At 51.3% G+C, this 14,265-nt stretch carries 13 protein-coding genes, 1 tRNA gene, 1 other RNA gene and 1 pseudogene; 14 read left to right on the plus strand and 2 right to left on the minus strand.

The genetic code is table 11. The annotated features are described in order from the left end of the window. Nucleotides 1-197: hypothetical protein (locus B2067_RS09815; protein WP_301388298.1), on the plus strand; the 197-nt coding region annotated here is incomplete at its 5' end. Between the two features lie 325 nt (nt 198-522). Here B2067_RS09815 and B2067_RS09820 read toward each other — a convergent pair. After that, a complete protein-coding gene (locus B2067_RS09820) occupies nt 523-900 on the minus strand; it encodes a PA2817 family protein (protein ID WP_297532588.1) in 378 nt (125 codons plus the stop codon). A gap of 26 nt (nt 901-926) precedes the next feature. On the opposite strand from B2067_RS09820, the gene B2067_RS09825 reads away from it, so the two are divergent. The 3 genes from B2067_RS09825 to queF are packed head-to-tail and all read left to right on the plus strand — an operon-like array spanning nt 927 to nt 3,447. Beyond that, on the plus strand, nt 927-1,847 hold the full coding sequence (locus B2067_RS09825) for an ABC transporter ATP-binding protein (RefSeq protein ID WP_068444217.1): 921 nt from the start codon (nt 927-929) through the stop codon (nt 1,845-1,847). Then, nucleotides 1,844-2,620 carry an ABC transporter permease gene (locus B2067_RS09830; RefSeq protein WP_301388299.1) on the plus strand — a complete coding sequence of 259 codons (777 nt, stop codon included), beginning with the start codon at nt 1,844-1,846 and terminating at the stop codon, nt 2,618-2,620. The genes B2067_RS09825 and B2067_RS09830 overlap by 4 nt, the downstream gene beginning before the upstream one ends. Further along, complete coding sequence (queF, locus tag B2067_RS09835; RefSeq protein ID WP_349676804.1) at nt 2,620-3,447, plus strand: NADPH-dependent 7-cyano-7-deazaguanine reductase QueF; 828 nt, start codon at nt 2,620-2,622, stop codon at nt 3,445-3,447. The genes B2067_RS09830 and queF overlap by 1 nt, the downstream gene beginning before the upstream one ends. Here the strand turns inward: queF and B2067_RS09840 are convergent. After that, nucleotides 3,383-4,849 carry an adenylate/guanylate cyclase domain-containing protein gene (locus tag B2067_RS09840; RefSeq protein ID WP_301388300.1) on the minus strand — a complete coding sequence of 489 codons (1,467 nt, stop codon included), beginning with the start codon at nt 4,847-4,849 and terminating at the stop codon, nt 3,383-3,385. The genes queF and B2067_RS09840 overlap by 65 nt on opposite strands. A gap of 169 nt (nt 4,850-5,018) precedes the next feature. Here B2067_RS09840 and B2067_RS09845 point away from each other — a divergent pair, with 169 nt between their 5' ends. From B2067_RS09845 to gltX, 10 genes and pseudogenes are all read left to right on the plus strand, one after another. Further along, entirely contained in the window at nt 5,019-5,585 is a 567-nt protein-coding gene (locus B2067_RS09845) for a nitroreductase family protein (protein ID WP_301388301.1), read from the plus strand. Between the two features lie 178 nt (nt 5,586-5,763). Then, nucleotides 5,764-5,853 (plus strand) — tRNA-Ser (locus B2067_RS09850). A 57-nt stretch (nt 5,854-5,910) separates the two neighbouring features. Further along, nucleotides 5,911-6,028: non-coding RNA, RtT sRNA (locus tag B2067_RS09855), on the plus strand. A 271-nt stretch (nt 6,029-6,299) separates the two neighbouring features. Further along, nucleotides 6,300-7,400, plus strand: coding sequence for an AraC family transcriptional regulator (locus B2067_RS09860; protein WP_301388302.1), 1,101 nt, complete (start codon nt 6,300-6,302; stop codon nt 7,398-7,400). A 175-nt stretch (nt 7,401-7,575) separates the two neighbouring features. Next, nucleotides 7,576-9,366 carry a lipase family protein gene (locus B2067_RS09865; RefSeq protein WP_301388303.1) on the plus strand — a complete coding sequence of 597 codons (1,791 nt, stop codon included), beginning with the start codon at nt 7,576-7,578 and terminating at the stop codon, nt 9,364-9,366. 88 nt (nt 9,367-9,454) lie between these two features. Then, nucleotides 9,455-10,057, plus strand: a complete 603-nt coding sequence (locus B2067_RS09870; RefSeq protein ID WP_301388305.1) for a hypothetical protein — start codon at nt 9,455-9,457, stop codon at nt 10,055-10,057. 113 nt (nt 10,058-10,170) lie between these two features. Next, nucleotides 10,171-11,259 (plus strand): AraC family transcriptional regulator, encoded by a 1,089-nt coding sequence (locus tag B2067_RS09875; RefSeq protein ID WP_301388306.1) that lies wholly within the window; start codon nt 10,171-10,173, stop codon nt 11,257-11,259. 555 nt (nt 11,260-11,814) lie between these two features. Beyond that, a pseudogene (locus B2067_RS16095) lies at nt 11,815-12,063 on the plus strand (methyl-accepting chemotaxis protein); the annotation flags it as partial. An 87-nt stretch (nt 12,064-12,150) separates the two neighbouring features. Next, nucleotides 12,151-12,483 (plus strand): CZB domain-containing protein, encoded by a 333-nt coding sequence (locus B2067_RS09885; protein ID WP_301388311.1) that lies wholly within the window; start codon nt 12,151-12,153, stop codon nt 12,481-12,483. Nucleotides 12,484-12,581: 98 nt separating this feature from the next. Next, complete coding sequence (gene gltX / locus B2067_RS09890; protein WP_301388307.1) at nt 12,582-14,090, plus strand: glutamate--tRNA ligase; 1,509 nt, start codon at nt 12,582-12,584, stop codon at nt 14,088-14,090. The last annotated feature ends 175 nt before the right edge of the window (nt 14,091-14,265 follow it).

The following is a 14,265-nucleotide window of genomic DNA, read 5'->3' on the forward strand; positions in this document are numbered from 1 at the left end:
ACAACCTTGCCAAGGTTGGGGTCGGGAGTTCGAGCCTCCTTTCCCGCTCCAAATTCAAAAAAGCCGGTTCAGAAATGAGCCGGCTTTTTTATTGCTCTGAGATTATGGAGGCTCAACTCCCGACCGAGGTCGTGAGCTGGGGCGCCAGTCCGATCGGCCTCCTTTCCCGCTCCAAATTCAAAATCCTCTGCACGTAAGTGCAGGGGGTTTTTCATTTTACGCGGTTCAGTCGGCTACGCCTCTTTGCGTTGCACATCCATGTGCACGTCCTTCGGACTCGCTGCGCTCGCGTTAAATCGTTCCTGACGATTTAATCCCGCTCCAAATTTTAAAAAGCCGGTTCAGAAATGAGCCGGCTTTTTTATTGCGTGCGATTTGATTGCGCGAGATAAAGGTATTGTGCGCGTTGCTCGGGGACCGTGTGCCGAGGGGATACGGCACCCGAGCCTACAGGGACGTATTTACGGCGTGTCCCTGAGTAACGTGTGCAATGCCTTCTATACGTAATCTGATTGCTAAGAATCAGTGCAGGCTGCGCCCCGCAGAGCGGTAGTCGTATTCTTTGCCTTCAGCTTCGGCCTCTGCTGCCATTTCATCGAGATGCTGAAAGCGTGTAATTTCTTCATCGCTGAGAAAGTGCATGCACTCTCCACCAAAGAACCACAGCAGCGCGCGGTCTACGGCGGGCATTAATTGTGGTTGGTGTGTGCCAATTTTGCTGAACAGATCCTGCCCGGCGTCGTAGGCTGAATCCCTGTGTTCTGTGAGCTGATCAATAACGTCACGGAATTGTTGTAGAATGTCGGCATCTATGACCCCTGACTCGTTTGCTGCGGCCTTTTCGATACGAGAAAGCGTTTCGTTCAGCAGTTCGAGGTGGTATTTCAGTCGGTTATTCATTTTCTATCTCAGAAGGTATTCAGTTTATGGTTGCAGCCCTGGCGGTTGAAAACCTTTCCAAGGTATACGGCAACGGTTTCGAGGCCCTGAAGGGTATCACGCTTGAAGTTGCCAAAGGGGATTTCTTTGCCTTGCTTGGCCCCAACGGAGCTGGCAAGTCGACGACTCTGGGCATTGTATCTGGCCTGGTTCAGAAGAGTTCTGGCAGTGCCTATGTTATGGGGCACGACGTTAACGGTGATGCCTTTCAGGCGCGTCGCTCCCTGGGGGTTGTGCCTCAGGAGTTTAACTTCAATCAGTTCGAGAAAGTCTACGACATCGTTGTGACTCAGGCCGGTTATTTCGGGCTGAAGCCTTCAGAAGCCCGTGCGAACGCCGAAGAACTGCTGAAAGCTCTGGACCTCTGGGAGAAGCGGGATACGCCGTCACGCATGCTCTCTGGTGGTATGAAACGTCGTCTGATGATTGCGCGTGCGTTGGTGCACAAGCCGGACGTGCTGATTCTTGATGAGCCGACTGCCGGTGTTGATATTGAACTGCGCCGCTCTATGTGGGAGTTCATGGAAGACCTCAATAAAAAGGGGACAACCATTATCCTGACGACACACTATCTCGAAGAAGCAGAGCAGTTGTGCCGGAATATCGCGATTATTAATAAAGGTGAAATCGTTCAGTGCACCAGCAAACGTGAACTGTTGAGCCAGTTGACGACTGAAACCTTTGTTTTTGATCTGTGCGAGTCTTTGCCGGATGGTTTTTCGCTTGAGGGTTTTGAGTTTTCTTCACCGGCTGATGAGACGCTCGAAGTTACGGTGGAAAAAGGGCAGAGCATTAACCGGATATTTACCATGCTCACAGAAAAAGGCCTTGAGGTCCGCAGCATGAGAACCAAGTCTAACCGCCTTGAGGAGTTGTTTGTGAACCTGGTACGGGAGAGTAATTCATGAGCCCGATGCGCGTTCAGTGGGTTGCATTCCAGACGATTGTGACCAAAGAAGTCCGTCGTTTTATGAGAATCTGGCAGCAGACGTTATTGCCGCCAGCGATCACAATGACGTTGTATTTTATTATTTTCGGCAATCTGATTGGCAGCCGGATCGGTGAGATGGGCGGTGTTGATTACATGGCCTATATCGTACCTGGCCTGATCATGATGAGCGTTATCACCAATGCTTATGGCAACGTTTCTTCGTCTTTCTTCAGTAATAAATTCCAGCGAAGCATTGAAGAAATGATGGTCGCACCTGTGTATCCGGTAACCATTCTACTCGGATTTGTTGCCGGTGGTGTAGCGCGAGGCGTGGCGACGGGGGTGATTGTTACTTTACTGTCGCTGTACTTTACGGATCTTCAGGTGCATCACGTCGGAGTCATGGTCGGCGTTGTTCTTTTATCGGCGATTCTGTTTTCTTTGGGCGGTTTTATTAACGCGGTTTTTGCGACCAAGTTTGATGATATCGCGATCGTCCCTACTTTTATTATTACACCACTGACCTACCTTGGTGGTGTGTTTTATTCCATCAGTCTGCTTCCTGATTTCTGGCAGGATGTATCCAAGCTGAACCCGATTCTCTACATGGTTAATACCTTCCGCTACGGTGTGTTGGGTGTGACGGATATTAATGTGTACGTCGCCTTTGGGATGCTGGTTTTGTTTATTCTTATTTTGGGTAGTTACAGCATCTGGTTGCTGCGACGCGGTACAGGCATGAGGCAATAATGATGGGATCAGTACACAGCGAGACTAATCCACTAGGTAAAACATCTGAATATCCTGAGCAGTACGACGCAGGATTGCTGTTTCCAATTGATCGCAATGAAAGTTGGAAAGCGTCAGGCGATGACCGCTCTGCGATTACTTTTTATGGCGTTGATATCTGGAATGGCTACGAGATGTCCTGGCTAACGCCTAGCGGGAAGCCCGTCGTTTGCGTTGCGGAATTTCGAGTCCCTTCTGATAGCCCGTTCCTTGTGGAGTCGAAGTCGTTCAAGTTGTACCTCAACTCCTTTAATCAGACTCGATTTGAGAGCGAATCTGATGTTAAAGCGGTGATGGAGCGGGACTTGTCTCTCGCTGCTGGAGGAGCCGTAACGGTTGCCTTTCACGGAATGGATTACGTTTACCCCGCAGCTCCAGATGCTTTGTGCATAGACGATGTCGATGTCGATATTTCTTCATACACACCATCACCGGAGCTTCTGAAAGTGGTTTCAGACAGTCAGTTCGATGGATGGATCTGCAGCCACTTGCTGAAATCAAATTGCCCAGTGACGGGTCAGCCGGACTGGGGCTCAGTGTATATTCAGTACAAGGGGCAGGAGATTGATAAAGCGTCTTTGCTCGCGTATCTGGTTTCTTTGCGCCAGCATCAGGATTTTCACGAGCAGTGTGTTGAACGAACATTCCGGGATATACAGCAGCATTGTGCGCCAGAGAGTCTGACGGTGTATGCCCGTTATGTTCGCCGGGGTGGGTTGGATATCAATCCATTCCGGACGACAGAGGAAACTTTCGAAGCGTTGAACTTTCGGTTACAGCGTCAGTAGTACCGTCACTGGCGTCTGCGTTGTGGTTTATTCGCAGACGTCGAGCGGCTTTCTCTAATGTCTCTGCGGCTTTCAAACGTTCCGCTTCGGTCATCTGGTCGCGATCGAGGCGGAGGCTGAAGCCCTCCGACTCCTGAATAAACTGACGTTCATTCGAGTCGTCCTGACTGCGGTAGTCACGTACTTCAAAGGTAGGAATTGGGTCGCGGAAGCCCTTAACAACAGCATTGCCCCGACTGCGGCAGTCAATCTTGTCGCGGATCAGGGTGTAGGTATCCTGGGACACCAGAATCTCACCCGGCGTTGCTTCGGTTTCGAGGCGTGAGGCCAGGTTCACTTCCTTACCAATGATGGTGTAATCCATTCGACTCTCGGTACCAAAGTTACCGACGGTACAGTACCCGGTACTGATACCCATGCGAATCTGGAGAGGGGCAGAAATGCCTTGATCTGCCCAGCGCTGGCGAAGAACTTCCATATGGTTACGCATTTCAATCGCCATAGAAACGCAAGCCAGAGCGTCGCGCTTGGTACCCTTGGTTTTTGGGTCGCCAAAGAAAATCATAATGCCATCACCAATAAACTTATCGATGGTGCCGCCGTACTTGAGTGCGATGTGCGACATGTCGGTCAGGTAGGTATTGAGGAGGTCGGTGAACGACTCCGCTTCCATCTGTTCAGACAGGGCAGAAAAACCGACGATGTCAGAAAAGAAAACCACCAGCTTTTTACGCTGAGTTTCGAGGCGAACCTGGCGACGACCAGAAAAAATAGATTCCCAGATCTGTGGAGCAACATACTTCGATACCTGGTGGGAGAGCGCCTGGAAACGTTCAACCTGGCCCTGAAATTTCATCTTTAATCGGATCAGGTCACGTGCCTGGCGGTAACTGTTGTGTGCTGTCAGGGCTAAGTGGAAGCCGACACCGGCTGCCGTCGCGACAAAGACTTCATAAGGAACTGGGGCAGGCTGTGTGTAGCCTGTCAGCAGGTATGCGGCACCGGCACCGGATACCAGTGAAATAATACAGAATGCCCAGGCTGTCAGGCTGCCCACGACGATAAAACTGGTGTTTATCATCACTGCGAAGAGCACAACGATCTCTATCGGGAAGTTGATAAGCCCGAGAAAAATACCGCAAAGAAGAGCATCGCCATGAATCAGAAACTGACGTGTCGTGTATGCTTTCCGACGTCGGAATGGCCCGCTCGCGAAGTAAACCAGATGAGGGTAAAGCAGCGCGAACAGCGCTATACCATCGCTGCTCTCGGGGAAATAACCAAAGTGTATGCCTGTGTAGACACTGACGGCGGCTACCGCGTAACCGAAGATCCGTGCGACATAATCTTGTTTTGGTAGCGTCGTTTCGTGGAACTGCGCCTGGGCCTGCGAACTCGACATGTAACTTCACCGATTGTTTATTATTATGTGGCGGAGCGGGGCGGAACTAATAACTTTGCCTTAGTCATACTTATATAGACATTCTGACTACACGGCAAGACCCTGACCCATTTGTCACAATACTGCGTAAATTAGTACGCATGGCCTGTAATGATACATTGGAGCCCTGATGGACGCAATTAGAGCGATTACCGAGCGGGTGTCGGTGGCACAGCTCACCGGACCTGACATCACTCAAGAGCAAAAAGAGATACTTTTTAGGGCCGCTCTGCGCGCGCCTGACCACGCCTGGATGAGGCCAAGCCGGTACCTGACCATCGAAGGTGAGGCGAGAGAAGAGCTGGGTAAGATTTTCTACAAATACCAGGCTGGCCGTGAAGTCCTTTCGCCGGAGAAGGCCAAAAAGATCAAAAATATGCTGTTGCGAGCGCCTCTGGTGATCGTTGGCATTACACATCTGGAAGAACACCCTAAAGTGCCTCGCGATGAGCAGCTGCTCTCTACGGGAGCGGGCGTACAGAATATGCTGAACGCCGCGTATGCAATGGGGCTGGGAGCCATATGGCGCACGGGTGCCATGGCTGAGTGCGAGGGCGTAAGGAACGCACTGGGCTTGAATCGTGATGATGTCATTACAGCCTTCCTCTATGTTGGCCACATCAATACGACACCTAAACCTGTCCCCGACGTCGAACTGTCTGAGTATGTTACTGCCTGGACGGGCGAAACCAGTTAAAAAACAAGGCATTAGCCTATAAAGGTTGACCTCATACGGTGCCATGCGTATAGTGCGCGGCGCTGGTGAGGCGTCCTGGTGACTGACTCGCAAAGAATGTCGGAGTTTACGACGACGGTAACGAGCACGGCAGAGTGCGACTTACAGCCCCTTTATATGGGGTAACGTAGACAAACAAGGTGAGGTGTCCGAGTGGCTGAAGGAGCACGCCTGGAAAGCGTGTATAGGTTTATCCCTATCGAGGGTTCGAATCCCTCCCTCACCGCCATTAATTCGAAGAACCCGGTCAATTGGCCGGGTTTTTTATTGGCTGACGTTCAGGTTGGCAGTGATTGGTGAGGGCAGGGTGAGAACCCTCGCAGGTTCGAGTCGAACGCAGTGAGACAACGTCGGAGCCTGCGACGACGGGCCGAAGGGCGCAAGTCATCCCTCCCTCCACTTTCTCGGCCCGGCCACTAATTCGAAGAACCCGGTCAATTGGCCGGGTTTTTTATTGCCCTTCGATCAGGCTTAATCCGGCCAGTCATTTGAGATCACATTCGAGTTATACGACGTCATTGCTGAATTTTCAGCGTTTCTGGTAGGAAGTTTTTCGGTTGATTGTGGCCATTGCGGTCAAAAAAGGCCTTGTGCGCATTGCTGCCAATTCAGCGCGAGGTGTATCCTGTTTGCCCAATTTGCGCGACATAAAATAACAACAGCGCGGTGCGAGCTATGGATCTAGACACTAAGTGTATACCTTTGGGCCACATACAGACCTATTTCAATCTGAAGAAATCGATCGAGGTTGATGCTGACTGGCTGATGAAGCGCACGGGCATCATTCCTGATAATCCCGATGAGCTGATGCGGTCAATTACCGGCCTGGAGCCTGCAGACATGTATGCGCGCGCAGGCATCGATCTTGGCGAAGAAGACGGCGTAGGTATGTTCGTTTCTGCTCGGCAGGTTCTTAATCTCGTTGAGCAGATAATGGACGCTTTGAAGATGCCCTATATCGGTCTGGCGATGGGTAATCTGATGACAGTGTCACACCATGGTATGGCCGGCCTGGCTGCTGTAACTCAGCCTACGCTGTGGGATTGCGGGCAAGCGGTGGTGCGGTTTTGCCGTGAATTATTTCCGCCTCTGGAAATGAGTGTCACTATTGATGGTGAGGAAGGGTGGTTTGCCATCGACGAGAACATTCCGCTGGATCCTTATTCGCACTTCTTTGTTGAGCTGAATCTGGTGAGCTTTTACAACATCTTCCGTGATCTTGTGGCTAATGATCCGGACCTGATGCCGGTTCGCGTGGAGATCGGTTACCCGGAGCCGGGGTGGGGTCACATTTACCGACGTTACTTTAAATGCCCGGTTGTTTTCGGTTGTCATCAGTCTCGAATCATCGGTAAGTCGATGTTGGCAAACCATGAGTTGCCTCTTGCGAATCGTCTGATGGCAATGACGGCTGAGAAGTCGCTATTCGAAAATATCCCGACAAAGGCAATGAAGTACCTGCCGTTACGGTTGAGGCGATTACTTATTCGTTATTACGGTGCTTTCCCATCCCTGGAAAATGCGGCCAGCGAATTGGGCATGAGTGGCCGTACTATGCGGCGTAAGTTAAAAGATGACGGTACGTCTTATCAGCAAGAGCTGGATTTTGTACGACAGAAATTTGCCCGTGAGTATTTTGCTCGCGGTGGCGACTCTGTAACCGAGCTCGCCCATTTGCTTGGTTTTGCTGATTCTTCTGCTTTTGCAAAGGCCTTTCGCCGTTGGACTAACATGTCTCCCAAAGAGTACATGGCGTCAATTATGGCCAGAACCTGACGTTAAGTGGCCATCGGTTCAAGGTGGCCGAAAACACCGTTTGGCAGTGGCCATTTCAGACCGATCACTGTCCGACAATTGCGAGCACAGTCACATAATTGGGGCGTAAGGTAGATCACAGGTTCGGAAACATCCGTCCGTTATAAAAATAACGAAACAATAAAGGTGATCTACCATGTCTGACTTCAAACTGAAGGCCGGCGCCCTTGCTCTGAGCGCAGCTCTGCTAACTCCGGTCGCCGCACACGCGGCAGTAGAAGGTCCGTCCGGAATGGACTTCTACGATATTCCATCAATCAATACCAACCAGAACGGAGACCTGGTCTGGTATCGCGATGCGAGCGTAAATCTCGGTGCTGGGGCCCCGCTGGCTAAAGCATACAACGTTATGTACCGCTCTACTGACTCACTCGGTGCCGAGAACGCAGTTACTGGTACTGTTTTAATTTCAAGCAATGAGTGGAGTGGTGTGGGTGAGCGCCCAACGCTGAGTTATGCCGTGGGTACACATGGTCTGGACCAGTCTTGCGCTCCGTCCTTGCAACTACAGGCCGGTAGCGATTATGAAATCCGTAACATTCGTGCCGCTCTTGAAAAGGGTTATGCGGTACTGGTAACTGACTATCAGGGCTATACCACGGGTGCTACACCTACCTATCTGGCCGGTGAGTCGCAGGCGCACGCCGCACTGGATATTTTCCGTGCCGCCTCTCAGATTCCTCGTGCAGGGATAGATGCTGAAGCGCCTGCTGCTGTTTGGGGCTTCTCTCAGGGCGGGCAGACTGCTGCATGGGTCGGTCAGATTGCAGACGACTATGCACCAGAACTTGATCTGGTAGGTGTTGCATCAGGTGGTACTCCGGCTGACTTCCCCGTGGTTGCTGATTATCTGAATGGCAGTACAGGTGCATCCTTCCTTCTTGGGGGGATCATTGGTCTTGCCGAGCAATATCCGGATGATATCCCAGTCGATCAGCTTGCCAGTGCGAACGGTAAAGCAGCCATCGCTGACTATAAAAACAAGTGTACTTTTGAGTTCCTGTTCGACTATATGAATGAATCTCTCAGCTCTTACACCGTTGGCAACAAAGATCTGGATGAGCTTTTGATGGTGCCTTCTATTGGTCAGCGCATCAATGAGCAGAATCTGGGTGGCGAGGGTGCTGATGTCCCAGTGTTGCTTTATCACGGTACTGCGGATGAGTTCATTCCGATTGAGCAAAGCGTAGAGCTGAAAAAAGACTACTGCCGACGCTTCGATAAGGTCACTTACGACGTTTATCCAAGTGAGCACATCGTGACGCTCTTCCAGGCGGCTCCAACCGTTCTGACCTGGCTTGACGAGCGTTTTGCTGGCCAGAACCCACGTAACAGCTGCTACAGCTTTGCTGCTGATCCTGTATCAAATGCTAATCCGGGCGGTGGCGATTTCATCGTGACTCTGGATGAGTGGAACCTGGATGCAGAGCTGCACCTGGCGACACTGAATCAGACGGTTGAGCTTCCTGAAGATACCTCAATCACTGCAGATGCAAACATCACCGATGAAAGCCTGGTCGGCGACCTGTACGTTCCAGACTTTGATGCAGAGCTGAATATCCTGGTGAACCTTGATGTCGCGCTGTCGGTTGAACCTGTTGGTCAGATCGAAGCGACAAACCGCCTGAGCCGCGATGGTATACTGGCAATCAATGGTTCGACGCAGGCCAACGTTCTGATTAATGCTGCCGGTTTCGGTTGGCTGAAGCTGCCGTTTAACTGTAAAACCATTGAGCCTGCGAACTTCGATCTCAACTGGGAAGGTCCAATTGCTGACTTCGGTGCAGGCGGCATCGTGTTTGAGGGTGAAACAGAATTTTCAGAGCTTGAGTGTGGTTGGATGACCGCGCTGTTCAACAGCCTCGTCGCTGGCCCTGGTCAGGAATACAATTTCCGCCTGGTTCCACCAGCGCCAGAGCGCCTGTAAAACTCTGATGGTCTCCTTGGCCAGGAATCGAACGGACTCGATTCCTGGATTTTTCACTGAAGTAACAGAAGTACAAGAGGTAAAGAGTATGTTGAAAATAGCTATCGCTGCTGGCGTTATCACTATTGGCGGGCTCGCTTACTACTCTGGCTTTGATGGAATGCAGGCATTGAAGACGTCAGTAGAACCTCAGCACTCTCAGGCTATATCCCAATCAGTGGAGTATACGCGTGAAGAGCTTGCTGCGATGACGCCCAATCAACTGATCCAGATGCAGAAAGACGCGCTTAACTCAGCAAAAGAAGCCGCTACCAGTGTCGGTGAACTGAACCGCATTGAAGGTCGCCCTGATTTCGTATCTCCAGCAGAATGGATGATGCTTCAAGCCGTAGCTGCCAAAAAAGCGAACCCGCAAACTGAGCTTTTGCGTCTTGTTAATTTATTGCGATTTAATAAACAGCTCGAAGCGTTAGATAAAACATCAGATTCTGATGAGCGAAACGTTCTCATAGAAGCGGTACTTGCTCAGTTGCCAAAGCGCATCGAAAATAAGGAAATGTCGGTAGAAAAAGCGCAATTGATCCAGTTGAAACTGATCTCTCAGATCTATTCAGATGACCGCGATATCCGCGACAGGGCGGCTGAAGAGGCCCGGCGCATAGGTGCGGAGTTCAGCATTAAAGCGTCTTAATCTGGCCCGTTGAGCACTTAAGCTCGCAGCCAATCACTCTATATATTCGTTGGCGTTGATCTGCCTTCTGGCTATTGATACTTTCAGGTCCATAAAATTCATCTGGAACATTTATGGACCTGGATACTCCCTGCATCCCTCTCGGGCACATACTGACGTACTTTAATATCGCTCAGAAACCTGATCTTGACCTGGGTGTCGATGAACAGTACGAAGACGCCCGTGCTGTGCAGCTGAATAAGTTGATGCAGGTCTCGATGGGGCTCGATCACAATGAAATGTTCCGTAAGATCGGTGTCGACTTCAGCGAGGGTAATGTCGCTGGCCGATATATCTCCACCCGGCAGGTACTTGGCCTGGTTGAGCAATCGATTGAACATATGCGTATGCCTTACCTTGGGCTCTTCGTCGGTAACATTATGACGGTGTCTCACCACGGCTACGCTGGACTTCTGAGTATCTCTCAACCAACGCTCAAAGAGTGCAGTCAGACCACAGCCCGGTTATGCCGTGAGTTGTTTCCCGCGCTGGATATGTCCGTGCATGAGGGGGACGGGCTGGCCTGGTTAGCGATTGATGAGAACGTGTCGCTTGCGCCTTATACTCATTACTTTATGGAGCTGAACAGCATCAGCTTCTACAACATTGTCTGCGACCTTGTGGGGCGTGATTCCGAACTCGAACCCGTGGCGGTCGAGTTCAGTTATCCTGAGCCTGAGTGGGGACATATTTACCGGCGATACTTTCGTTGCCCTGTGCGCTTCTCCTGTGCTCAGACCCGAATAATCCGTAAGGCGGGCAGTGCCGACTTTGAATTACCTCTGGCCAATCGTTTATTGGTAATGACCGCCGAAAAGACGCTGTTTCAGAGGATTCCAACCCGCGCAATGCAGTTTTTACCTCTTCGCTTGCGCCACTTTCTCGTTCGCTCATACGGCGCTTTACCTTCGCTTGAGCGGGCGGCCAGTGAACTTGGGATGAGTAGTCGTACGTTCAGACGCCGTTTAGCAGAAGATGGTACGACCTATCAGCGTGAACTGGACGTTATCCGGGAACGTTTTGCGCGTGGTTATTTCGCCCGTGGTGGGCAGTCCGTTGCTGAGTTGTCTGAGTTACTGGGCTTCAGTACCGCGCAGGCTTTCAGCCGTGCCTTCAAACGCTGGACAGGAGAAACCCCGTCCGCATTCATTCGCAAGGGGTAACAGTCTGCCTGTTATAGGTGGCTACTCCTACCTCAGCTGGCTTTACGCTGGTTATTTACTAACCTTACATGAGCGATATCTTTTCAAACCGTCGCGTGAGGTTGTTAATAACTTTGTTTGTGGAGCTTTCCTGTGTTCTTTCGTTCCCCCAAGAAAACCGTAGAAACCGTCCCAGTAGCTGAATATGAGGCTCGTATACAGAAGCTTGAACAGGAGAATGAGCTTCTACATAAGGTTAAAGTCGTGGCCGAGATGCGTTGTGAGTTCGGGCTTACGCAATATCAGTATGTGAAGGATCTTCAATCGTTATGGTTTAGCTCAACGGATGCCATCGATAGTGTTCGCAACACCATGGCGGGCTCAGCAACGCGTTTAGAGGACGAGAACGTGAGCGTTCAGGCTTCTCTGGAACGGGTTGCTGAAATATCGTCGACCCTTGGTAAGTTGACGGAATCACTGGATGTCATTCAGAACGAGTCGCAGGAGGCCTCTACAGCGGTGGGCGGTTTGAAGTCTGTGGCGTCGGGTATCGAAGACTTTGTCAGTCTGATCAAGGGAATCTCTGAACAGACGAACCTGTTAGCCCTTAATGCTGCCATTGAAGCGGCGAGAGCTGGCGAGCAAGGGCGCGGCTTCGCCGTTGTCGCAGACGAAGTACGTACGCTGGCACAGCGTACAGCTGACGCGACTGCAGAAATTGACGCACTGATTTCAACGATTGGTGGTGAAGTAGACCGGGTTGCACGTGGGATCGCAGCGCTTGGTGAACGAGGCGCCGTACTTTCCGATGAAGTGGAAACCGTATCTTCGCACATTAACGAAGTCGGCGACGTTGCCGGTCAGGTCTGTCATAGCTTTGAGCGGACATCGGCTGAGTCTTTCCTTGAGACAGTGAAGCTGGATCACATTGTCTGGAAAGGGCAGGTTTACGCCGCGATCAGTCAGGGACAGGACGTTGAGTTGCCACAGCTTGCTGACCACACTATGTGTCGTTTAGGTAAGTGGTATAGCGAAGGCGAAGGGCGCGATAAGTACAGTCATCTGAGTGCTTATCGTCGTTTGGATGCACCTCATAAGGCAGTTCATGATAACGGCTTTAAGGCGATGAAAGCACATAGCGAGGGTAACCGGGACGCGATGCTTGGTTATCTGGAAGCCATGGAAACGGCCAGTCGCGAAGTGATCGCAATCCTGACCGAAATTGAGGAAGTGGTAGCTCGCTGACCTGGTGCGGGCGAATGTGTGCCCCGTACGCATTCGTCATGCAATCGACCCGGTATTTCTCTATAATCGCGGCAGTTTTGAGTTAACCGAGATCCATCATGACTGTCCGCACACGTGTCGCGCCGTCTCCTACCGGCGACCCCCATGTAGGTACCGCATATATTGCTCTGTTCAACCTCGCTTTTGCCCGCCAGCATGGCGGCCAATTTCTACTGCGTATTGAAGATACTGACCAGGTACGTAGTACCCCTGAATCTGAGCAGGCGATTCTCGACAGTTTACGTTGGCTTGGCATGGACTGGGATGAAGGTCCTGATGTTGGTGGCGATTACGGCCCTTACCGTCAGAGTGAGCGCCGTGCGATTTATGAAGAACACGTACAGAAGCTGCTTGATAGCGGCAAGGCCTTCAAGTGCTATCGCACCGCCGAAGAGCTGGATGCGCTGCGCCAGCAGAAACAGGAAAGCGGCAACCAGACTGCTCTGAAAGTATCTGACCTCGCTTTACCTGAAGACGAGGTTAACGAGCGTGAAGCAGCAGGGGCGCCGTACGTTGTGCGCATGAATGTCCCGGAAGAGGGCGTTTGTGTCGTTAAAGATATGCTGCGCGGTGAGATTGAACTGGACTGGGCTCAGGTCGACGCTCAGATTCTGATGAAATCCGACGGTATGCCAACCTACCACCTGGCCAACGTGGTTGATGACCACCTGATGGCGATTACTCACGTGATCCGCGGTGAAGAGTGGATCAGCTCAGCGCCTAAGCATAAGCTGCTTTATGAATACTTTGGTTGGGATATGCCAGAGCTGTGTCATATGCCGCTGCTGCGTAACCCGGATAAGAGCAAGCTCAGTAAGCGTAAGAACCCAACGTCGATCATGTTCTATGAGCGTATGGGCTTTATGCCAGAAGCCGTACTGAATTACCTCGGTCGTATGGGCTGGTCTATGCCGGACGAGAGCGAGAAATTCAGCCGTGATGAAATGTTCAGTAACTTCGACATCAATCGTGTGTCTCTGGGTGGCCCGGTATTCGATGTAGAGAAGTTACGTTGGCTGAATAGCCTCTGGCTGCGTGAGCTGTCTCCTGAGCAGTTTGTTGAAAAGTTCGCTCAGTGGGGCTTCCGCCCAGAGAACGTGTTGCCGGTGATCCCACACGTTCAACCACGGGTTGAAGTCTTTTCTGACGTTGCCCCTCTAGCCGGGCACTTCCTGTCGGGTATGACGCCGCTGACGCCTGAGAGCTTTGAGCACAAAGTGCTTGATACAGAAGCGACAACCAACATTCTGCAGATGGGGTTGTGGCAACTGGAAGCTATCCGTCACTGGGAAAAGGAGAACATCGAGCAGGCGCTGTTTGGGTTAGCAAAGCAGATGGATGTCAAAATCCGCGACTTCCTGTACCCATTCTTTATCGCGATTGCCGGAACATCATCAACTATCTCAGTACTCGACACCATGGCCTTGCTTGGCCCGGATATGAGCCGTGCGCGTGTTCGCCATGCTGTCGATACACTGGGTGCACCGGGTAAGAAGAAGCTGAAGAAGCTCGAGAAAGAGTACACCTCGCTGCTTATCGCGATGGAGAATGCCCAGCAAGCTGATTGATCAGTTCAGCAGTACTGATTAACCAAAAGAGCGGCTTCTATGCCGCTCTTTTTGTTTGAGCTGGCGTTGTAAGTTGTTGTTTATGTGAATTTTTTTCGCAAAATAGTTGACAGTCCAGAGGGACACCATTAATATTCGCGCACGTTTTGAGACGGGGCCTTAGCTCAGCTGGGAG

The organism is Thalassolituus sp. UBA2590, from assembly GCF_002339775.1.
Taxonomy (GTDB): domain Bacteria; phylum Pseudomonadota; class Gammaproteobacteria; order Pseudomonadales; family Oceanobacteraceae; genus Thalassolituus.

Bases quoted from the DNA above. Each gene is read 5' to 3' on its own strand.
- B2067_RS09845 (WP_301388301.1), top strand. From the start codon at position 5,019: ATGGACGCAATTAGAGCGATTACCGAGCGGGTGTCGGTGGCACAGCTC.
- gltX (WP_301388307.1), top strand. From the start codon at position 12,582: ATGACTGTCCGCACACGTGTCGCGCCGTCTCCTACCGGCGACCCCCAT.
- B2067_RS09865 (WP_301388303.1), top strand. From the start codon at position 7,576: ATGTCTGACTTCAAACTGAAGGCCGGCGCCCTTGCTCTGAGCGCAGCT.
- B2067_RS09860 (WP_301388302.1), top strand. From the start codon at position 6,300: ATGGATCTAGACACTAAGTGTATACCTTTGGGCCACATACAGACCTAT.
- B2067_RS09870 (WP_301388305.1), top strand. From the start codon at position 9,455: ATGTTGAAAATAGCTATCGCTGCTGGCGTTATCACTATTGGCGGGCTC.
- B2067_RS09825 (WP_068444217.1), top strand. From the start codon at position 927: ATGGTTGCAGCCCTGGCGGTTGAAAACCTTTCCAAGGTATACGGCAAC.
- B2067_RS09840 (WP_301388300.1), bottom strand. From the start codon at position 4,849: ATGTCGAGTTCGCAGGCCCAGGCGCAGTTCCACGAAACGACGCTACCA.
- queF (WP_349676804.1), top strand. From the start codon at position 2,620: ATGATGGGATCAGTACACAGCGAGACTAATCCACTAGGTAAAACATCT.
- B2067_RS09875 (WP_301388306.1), top strand. From the start codon at position 10,171: ATGGACCTGGATACTCCCTGCATCCCTCTCGGGCACATACTGACGTAC.
- B2067_RS09830 (WP_301388299.1), top strand. From the start codon at position 1,844: ATGAGCCCGATGCGCGTTCAGTGGGTTGCATTCCAGACGATTGTGACC.
- B2067_RS09820 (WP_297532588.1), bottom strand. From the start codon at position 900: ATGAATAACCGACTGAAATACCACCTCGAACTGCTGAACGAAACGCTT.